Genomic DNA, 8,047 nt, shown 5'->3' on the forward strand with positions numbered 1-8,047 from the left:
TCTGGTTTACTGACCGCCATGACCACGACGAGCCGCCGCACCCCCGCGACCGAGGCGTTCCGCACGCCCGGTGCTCGTTGCCTGTGTCGAATGTGTGACAGCTGAGGGCCCCCGCCTACGCCTCGCGCCCCGAAGCGAGATGCGAACTTCCCCGCGCTCCCACCGAGCAGGGAGGGACACCGAGCCGCCTGCCGCCCCCCGGCCGCCACGGCCGCCCCGCGTCACCGGAAACAGGAGCCGGGCCCCGCGCCCACCGCCGCTCCGCGTTCCCCTCTGCCGCACTCGCACAGAATGCCCCGTGCCCGGCGGGCCAGCCGCCGAGCACTCGACAGTGACGGAATTCCCAGTGATCACCACAACGGGCCTGACCAAGGTCTACCGTTCGGGAGGCCGCGAGGTCACCGCCCTGGACGGCGTCGATCTGCACGTCCGCGAGGGCGAGGTGTACGGCGTCATCGGCCAGAGCGGCGCCGGCAAGTCCACCCTCATCCGCTGCCTCAACCTCCTGGAGCGCCCCACCTCCGGCACGGTCACCGTCGCCGGCCAGGACCTCACCGCGCTCGGCGGGCGCGGCCACCGCGCCAACGCCGCGCTGCGCGCCGCCCGCAGCCACATCGGCATGGTCTTCCAGCACTTCAACCTGCTGTCCTCGCGCACCGTCCAGGACAACGTCGAACTCCCGCTGGAGATCCTCAGGACCGGCCGCCGCGAACGCGCCCGCAAGGCCCTCGAACTCCTCGACCTGGTCGGCCTCGCGGACAAGGCCCAGGCGTACCCCGCCCAGCTCTCCGGCGGCCAGAAGCAGCGCGTCGGCATCGCCCGCGCCCTGGCCGGCGACCCCAAGGTGCTGCTCTCCGACGAGGCCACCAGCGCCCTCGACCCGGAGACCACCCGCTCCATCCTGACGCTGCTGCGCGACCTCAACCAGCAGCTGGGCCTCACCGTCGTCCTCATCACGCACGAGATGGACGTCGTCAAGACCATCTGCGACTCCGCGGCCCTGATGAAGGGCGGCCGGGTGGTCGAGAAGGGCACCGTCGCCGAACTCCTCGCCACCCCCGGCTCCGAACTCGCCCGCGAGCTCTTCCCCGTGGGCGGCGCGCCCTCCGCCGAGGACCGCACCGTCGTCGATGTCACCTTCCACGGCGCGGCCGCCACCCGCCCGGTGATCTCCGAGCTGGCCCGCACCTACAACGTCGACGTCTCGATCCTCGGCGCCGCCATGGACACCGTCGCCGGCAAGCAGGTCGGCCGGATGCGCATCGAACTGCCGGGCCGCTTCGAGGACAACGTCGTACCCATCGGCTTCCTGCGCGAGCAGGGCCTCCAGGTCGAGCTCGCGGACGGCACCGGCGCCGACGCCGCGGCCTTGCCCGCCCCGCTCCGGAAGGAAGGTGCCCAGTGAGCTGGCACGACATGCGGCCGCTGCTGATCGACAACACCCTGGACACCCTGTTCATGGTGTGGTGGTCGACGTTCTACGCGGTGCTGGCCGGTATCCCCGTCGGCGTCCTGCTGCACCTGACCGACCGCGGCGCCATGCTCCAGAACGCCCCGGTGAACAAGGTCCTCGGCGCGATCGCCAACATCGGGCGGTCCTTCCCGTTCCTGATCCTGATCGTGGTGCTGATCCCGTTCACCAAGCTGCTGGTCGGCGTCTCCATCGGCCCGACCGGCGCCGTGGTCCCGCTCACCATCGCCGCCATCCCGTTCTTCGCCCGCCTGGTGGAGGCCGCGCTGCGCGAGGTCGACCACGGGCTGGTCGAGGCCGCCCAGGCGATGGGCGGCGGCACCTGGACGGTCATCTTCAAGGTCCTGCTCCCGCAGGCCCTGCCCGCGCTGGTGGCGGCCGTCACCACCACCGTCATCACCCTGATCGGCTACTCGGCGATCGCCGGCGCGGTCGGCGGCGGCGGCCTGGGCAACCTCGCCTACACCTACGGCTACCAGCAGTACGAGACCCGGCTGATGATCGTCACCGTCGTCGAGCTGATCATCCTCGTCACCGCCGTGCAGCTGCTGGGCGATCTCATCGTCCGCCGGCTGGCCGCCCGCGGCGCCCGTTCCACCTCCCTGCGGACCGGCCTGCGCCGGGCCCGCACCGAGGAGCCGGCCCCGGTCACCGAGGCCGCCTGACCACCGCACCACCGCAACCCGCAGGCCCGGACCCTTTGCCGGGCGCAGCCCACACGGCACAGCCGTGTGCACCAGAAAGAGGCACTCTTCGTGCGTAACACCTTCAAGATCACCGCGGCCCTCGCCGCCGCCTCCGCGGTCGCCCTCGGCGCCACCGCCTGCAGCGCGCCCTCCGACGCCACCGCCAGCGGCGACAAGAGCGACAAGGACGCCCCCCTCGTCATCGCCGCCAGCCCCACCCCGCACGCCACGATCCTGGACTACGTCAAGGACAAGCTGGCGCCCAAGGTCGGCCTGAAGCTCGTGGTCAAGACGTTCAACGACTACAAGCTGCCCAACCAGGTCACCGACGACGGCCAGGTCGACGCCAACTTCTTCCAGCACAAGCCGTTCCTCGACACGTACAACAAGGAGAACGGCACCCACATCGTGCCGGTCGTCAACGTCGAGATAGAGCCGCTGGGCGTCTATTCCAAGAAGATCCACCAGCTCTCCGAGCTCAAGCCCGGCAACACCGTCTCGGTCCCCAACGACCCGTCCAACGAGGGCCGCGCGCTCAAGCTCCTCGCCGACCACGGCGTCATCACCCTCAAGCCCGGCGTCGGCGCAGGCGCCAAGCTGACCGACGTCGCGGACAACAAGGGCATCAAGATCGTCGAGCTGGAGGCCGCGCAGACCGCGCCGCACCTCGACGACGTCGCCGCCGCCGTCATCAACGGCAACTTCGCCGTCGGCGCCCACCTCAAGCCGTCCACCGACGCGATCGCGCTGGAGGAGGCGAAGGGCAACCCCTACGCCAACTTCCTCGCCGTCAAGCAGGGCCACGAGAACGACCCGCGGGTCCAGAAGCTCGCCAAGCTCCTCAACTCCCCCGAGGTCAAGAAGTTCATCGAGGACAAGTACAAGGACGGCTCGGTCATCCCGGCCTTCGGCCCCGTCAAGGGCTGAGCAGCAGCCGCTCCCGCCCGAGCCCGCGCGCCCGCCCCTTCCGGGGGTGGCCGCGCGGGCTCGCGCCGCCCGGCCCCGGGCGCGTGGCACGCCCGCGGGCCGATGCTGCATGCTGGTGCATTCAAGACGGTCAGGACGGCCCCGGCCGCACGGCGCACACGGCCCGTGCCGCCCCGGAGCACCCCAGTCAACGGCGTTGGAGCATCGGCATGACATCCACCTTTCCGGACATCTCCCTCAGCACGGACCGGTTGGTGCTGCGCGCGCTCGACGAGGACGACCTCCCCGCCCTGACCGCGATGATGAACGACGAACTCGTCGCCGCCTGGACCGCGGTGCCCCAGCCCTTCACCGAGGACGCCGCCCGCAACTGGATCACCCGCCACGCGCCCACCGAGCGCCTCGCCGGACGCGGCCTCGACCTCGCGGTCACCGAGTTCCTCACCCAGCGCCTGGTCGGCATCGTCCAGCTCGGCAACACCAACTGGCGGGTCCGCTCCACCGAGCTGTCCTACATCGTCGCCTCCTGGGCCCGCGGCGAGGGCTACGCCTCCGAGGCGGCCCTGGCCACCGCCCGCTGGCTCTTCCAGGACCAGAAGTTCGAGCGCCTGGAACTGCGCACCGCCGCCGGCAACACCGCCTCCCAGCAGGTCGCCCAGAAGATCGGCTGCATCAGCGAGGGCGTGCTCCGCAGCGCCTGCATAGCCCGGACCCGCGCGGACGACGGCACCTGGACCGACCTCCGCACGGACCAGATCGTCTGGAGCCTGCTCCCCGAAGACCTCGACGGGCTCCCCGGCCGGATGGCCGACGCCAACGGCTTCGCCTACCCCGAGTGGAACTGACCCCGCACCACCTGCGCCCTCCCGCCCCCGGGGTACCCTCGCCCTGCCGGCCCCCCGCCGGGCCCCTCCCGGCCGGCGCGCACCGGCACCCCGCAGCCCGCACCGGCCGGCGGCCCCGCCCCCGGCCGCCCGTCCGCGCGACGCGCAACCCACCAGCCCCAGGAGACTGACGAGCATGGCCGACCGGGTCACGGTGATCGGATGGGACGGCTCTCCGCTGACCGCCGCCGCCCGCTCCGCCCTCGGCGCCGCGACCCTCGTCGCCGGCGCCGCCCACCACCTCGCCCTCCCCGAGGTCCCGCCGGCCGCCGAACGCATCCGGCTCGGCAGCGTCACCCTGGCCGCCCGCCGCATCGCCCGGCACCGCGGCACCGCCGTCGTCCTCGCCGACGGCGACCCCGGCTTCTTCGGCGTGGTCCGCACCCTGCGCGCCCCCGAATACGGCCTGGAGGTCGAGGTGGTCCCGGCCGTCTCCTCCGTCGCCGCCGCCTTCGCCCGGGCCGGCATGCCCTGGGACGACGCCCAGGTCGTCGTCGCCCACAGCCGCGATCTGCGCCGCGCGGTCAACGTCTGCCGCGCCCACCCCAAGGTCGCCGTCCTCACCTCGCCCGGCGCCGGCCCCGCCGAACTCGCCCTCCTCCTGGACGGCGTGCACCGCACCTTCGTCATCTGCGAGGACCTGGGCACCGCACGGGAACGGGTGACCGTCCTCACCTCCGACAAGGTCGCCGACCACGTCTGGCGCGACCCCAACGTCGTCATCGTGGTGGGCGGTTCGCCGTCCGGCGCCGCCGCCCAGGGCACCGGCTGGCTCGCCGGGGCCCCCGGCACCGCCGACGGACGGCCGGCCGGCCCGCGCGGCTGGGGACTTCCGGCCCGGGCCTACGGCGGCGCGCTCGGCGAGGGCGAGGCCGTCCAGCTGCGCACCGCCCAACTCGCCCGCCTCGGCCCCCGGGTGGGCGACCTGGTCTGGGACATCGGCTCCGGCAGCGGCGCGGCCGCGGTGGAGACCGCGCGGTTCGGCGCCGCGGTCATCGCGGTCGACGCCGACCCGGACGCCTGCGCCCGCGCCGACGCCCTCGCCCGCCGGCACGGCGTCCAGCTCCAGACCGTGCACGGCCGCGCCCCGCAGATCCTGGAGGACCTCCCGGAACCGGACGTGGTGCGCATCGGCGCCGGGGGAGCGGCGGTGGTCACCGCCTGCGCGGCCCGCCGCCCCGAACGGATCGTCACCCACGCCGCCACCCGCGACGAGGCCGAGGCGCTCGGCCGGGCGCTGGCCGACGGCGGCTACGACGTCGAGTGCGCCCTCCTCCAGTCCGTCGAACTGGACACCACCGCCTGGGTCGAACGGGAACGGTCCGTCGTCTTTTTGCTGAGCGGCTATCGCGTTCCTCACCCGTGACGGGGAAGGCCACCCGCGCGAGGTAGGCTGGCGGATCGTTGCGCCGCCGTTCCGCGTTCGGCTTCGTACGCCAATATCCGGAAAATGCCGTGGTTTTGGACGAAACTGAAGCACTTGAGGGCGGACGTGCCGGGAAGCGTGCTCGCTCGTTCTCGCTATCGGGGCGTCGGCGCGCATCCCGGTCGGGCGCGTCGCACGAGCGGTTGGAAGGAGCACTAGCAGTGGGCGAGGGGTACGCATGACCGACACCGGCCAGGTCCCGGGCCAGGGACAGCCGGAGAACGCAGGCGGACACCGCGGACAGCCGCAGGCCGTTCCCACCCCTGCCGACGCCGGACCGACCCAGCACCCGGGCGACTACCCCTACCTCGGCGACGGCGCGGTCGAGGAGGACGACCTCCTGATGCCCGGCGCCCAGGGCGCCTGGAGCGAGCAGGGGGCGCAGCAGGTGGCGCAGGGCGGCCAGCCGCTGCCCCAGCCTGCGGCGCAGCAGCCGGGGGTGCCCTACGACCCCGCGGCCGGCGCTCCGGGCGCCGGTTACGCCGCCCAGCCCGCCGCTCACGCCGCTCCGCCCGCCGGTCACGAGCAGGCCGTTGGCTACGAGCAGGTGCCCGGTTACGAGCAGACCGGCGCGCCGGTCGGGGACCACGAGAGCGGGGGCCGGGACTCCGGTTCCGTCGACCTCGGTGCCGTCCGCGTCCCGCCGCCCGCCGCCCCCCAGGGGCAGCACCGCGCCCCCGCCGCCGCGCCCCGCCGTCCGCTCCACATGGGCCCGCCGGTCCCCGACGCGACCGGCGGTGTGGTCCGTTCGCTGGCCGACCGCGGCCCCGCCGAGGCGCCCCAGCCGGCCGCCCGCCAGGCTGCCCGCCCGGCCCCCAACCCCGAGTACCTCGACGTCCCGGCCGAGGCCGCGCAGCCGGCGCCGCAGTCGGTGCCGCAGCCTGCCCAGGAGCAGCCCGCCGCTGCCGCGCCCGTTGAGCCGCAGGCCGCCGAGGGACCCGTGACTGACGACGTTTCGGCCGCCGCGCCCGCTCAGCCGCAGCCGGAGCAGGCCGCCGCCCCGGAGGCCGCGCAGCCCGCCGAGCTGCCGCCGTACGGCCGCGAGCCCTACGCGGGCCAGCTGGCCGCCGAGCAGTCCTACGGGGCGCCGGGCCAGGGCCCGCTGCCCGGCCCGCAGCTGGGCGAGATCCCGTCGCACGCACCGGCGCGGCCGCAGGGCGGGGCACCGGCGCAGGGCGAGGCACCGGCGCAGGCCGTGGCGATGCCGGCGGCCGATCCGGTGGCCGAGTCGGCTGCCGGGGACGTTGCGGCGGAGGCGCCCGCTCAGGTCGCCGGGCCGGCGGCCGCGGAGGCCGTTGCCGAGACGTCCGCTCCGGTCGCCGCGGAAGCGTCTGACCAGGGCGTCGCGGAGGCGTCCGCCCAGGTCGCCGCGGACGGTGCCGGAACGGTCGTTACGGACGCGGCCGAGGCGCGGCCGGGTGCCGCGCCCGACCAGCAGGGCGCGTTGCCCACCGAGCAGCCCCAGGACCAGCAGGCCGCCGCCGACCAGGCCGCCGCGGCCCAGCCGGCCGCCGAACAGGCCCAGGGGGAGCAGGCACCCGCCGAGCACGCTCCGGCGGCCGAGGCGGCCGCACAGCCGCTCCCCGCCGAGCAGGCCGTGTCCGAGCAGCCGTCCCCGTCCGAGGCCGAGGTGGCCAACGGCGCGCAGGGCGAGGCTGCTGACGGCACGGCAGCCGTCGCGGGCGCCGACGCCCCGGCCGCCGCCGGTACCGAGAGCACGGACGCCACTGCCGGTGCCGAGGACACCGCCGTCCCGAACGCCGAAGCCCAGAGCGCGCAGGAGACCCCTGCCGCCCCCCAGGAGACCCCGGCCGACGCCCCGGCCGAACCGGCACAGGCCGCGCAGCCCGTAGCCGACCAGCCGCAGGACGCCGCGACGACGCAGGCCCCGGCTCCTGCGGACGCCCCCGCCGCCGCCGACGCCCCGGCTCCTGACGACGCATCCGCTGCCGCCGACGCCCCCGCTGCTGACGAGGCTCCCGTGGACGCCGCGGCCGCGCAGCCCGCCGAGGACGCCACCGCGCCCGCCTCCGCGCCCGCCGACGCTCAGCCGGAAACGGCGGAGCAGGCGGCCCCGGCGGACGCCCCCGAGGCCGCCGCCCAGCCGTCCGCCGCCGAGGCCGCACCGGCGCCGGAGGCCGCCCAGCCCGCGCCGGCCGATGAGGCCGAGACCGCCCCCGCCGCCGCGGACGAGGCCAACCCGGCCAACCCGGCCCAGGCACCCCAGGACGCCGCCGACGCCCAGCCCCAGCCCGCCACGGCCCAGGCCCCCGAGCCCCAGCCCGCCGAGCGGGCCGACGCTGATCAGGCCCCGGCCCAGCCCGCCACCGCCGAGCAGCCCCCGGCCGACGCCCCCGGCCAGGCTCCGGCCGCCGCCGCGGCGCCGGACCAGCCGCAGCCGGAGGCCCCGGCCGAGCAGCCCGCCGCCGAGACCCCGGCCGAGCAGCCCGCCGCCGAGACCCCGGCCGAGGCCACCCCGGCCGACCCGGCCACGGACGCGCCCGCCGCCGAGGCCCAGCCCGCCGCCGACGCCCCCCAGCCCGGCGACCAGCCCTCCGCCGAAGCGGCCCAGCAGCCCCCCGTCATAGAAGCGCCCGACGCCCCGCACCAGGACGCCGGCCAGCCGCAGCCCGCCGCCCCCGCGGAGGCCGGG

General features: G+C 75.6%; 5 protein-coding genes and 1 pseudogene. All 6 read left to right on the plus strand.

The features are described from left to right. The first annotated feature begins 346 nt into the window (after positions 1-346). A complete protein-coding gene (locus ADL22_RS31135) occupies positions 347-1,405 on the plus strand; it encodes a methionine ABC transporter ATP-binding protein (RefSeq protein ID WP_066987527.1) in 1,059 nt (352 codons plus the stop codon). Continuing rightward, complete coding sequence (locus ADL22_RS31140) at positions 1,402-2,136, plus strand: methionine ABC transporter permease (protein ID WP_066987529.1); 735 nt, start codon at positions 1,402-1,404, stop codon at positions 2,134-2,136. The genes ADL22_RS31135 and ADL22_RS31140 overlap by 4 nt, the downstream gene beginning before the upstream one ends. Before the next feature lie 90 nt (positions 2,137-2,226). After that, complete coding sequence (locus ADL22_RS31145; protein ID WP_066987547.1) at positions 2,227-3,084, plus strand: MetQ/NlpA family ABC transporter substrate-binding protein; 858 nt, start codon at positions 2,227-2,229, stop codon at positions 3,082-3,084. 209 nt (positions 3,085-3,293) lie between these two features. Beyond that, entirely contained in the window at positions 3,294-3,929 is a 636-nt protein-coding gene (locus tag ADL22_RS31150) for a GNAT family N-acetyltransferase (RefSeq protein WP_066987531.1), read from the plus strand. Between the two features lie 175 nt (positions 3,930-4,104). Next, positions 4,105-5,334 carry a precorrin-6y C5,15-methyltransferase (decarboxylating) subunit CbiE gene (cbiE, locus tag ADL22_RS31155; protein WP_066987533.1) on the plus strand — a complete coding sequence of 410 codons (1,230 nt, stop codon included), beginning with the start codon at positions 4,105-4,107 and terminating at the stop codon, positions 5,332-5,334. Positions 5,335-5,572: 238 nt separating this feature from the next. After that, a pseudogene (locus ADL22_RS31160) lies at positions 5,573-8,047 on the plus strand (5,6-dimethylbenzimidazole synthase); the annotation flags it as partial.

The sequence above is a fragment of the Streptomyces sp. NRRL F-4489 genome (genome assembly GCF_001509485.1).
Taxonomy (GTDB): domain Bacteria; phylum Actinomycetota; class Actinomycetes; order Streptomycetales; family Streptomycetaceae; genus Streptomyces.

Excerpts from the sequence above, each read along its gene's own strand:
- ADL22_RS31150 (WP_066987531.1), top strand. The coding sequence starts at position 3,294 with ATGACATCCACCTTTCCGGACATCTCCCTCAGCACGGACCGGTTGGTG.
- cbiE (WP_066987533.1), top strand. The coding sequence starts at position 4,105 with ATGGCCGACCGGGTCACGGTGATCGGATGGGACGGCTCTCCGCTGACC.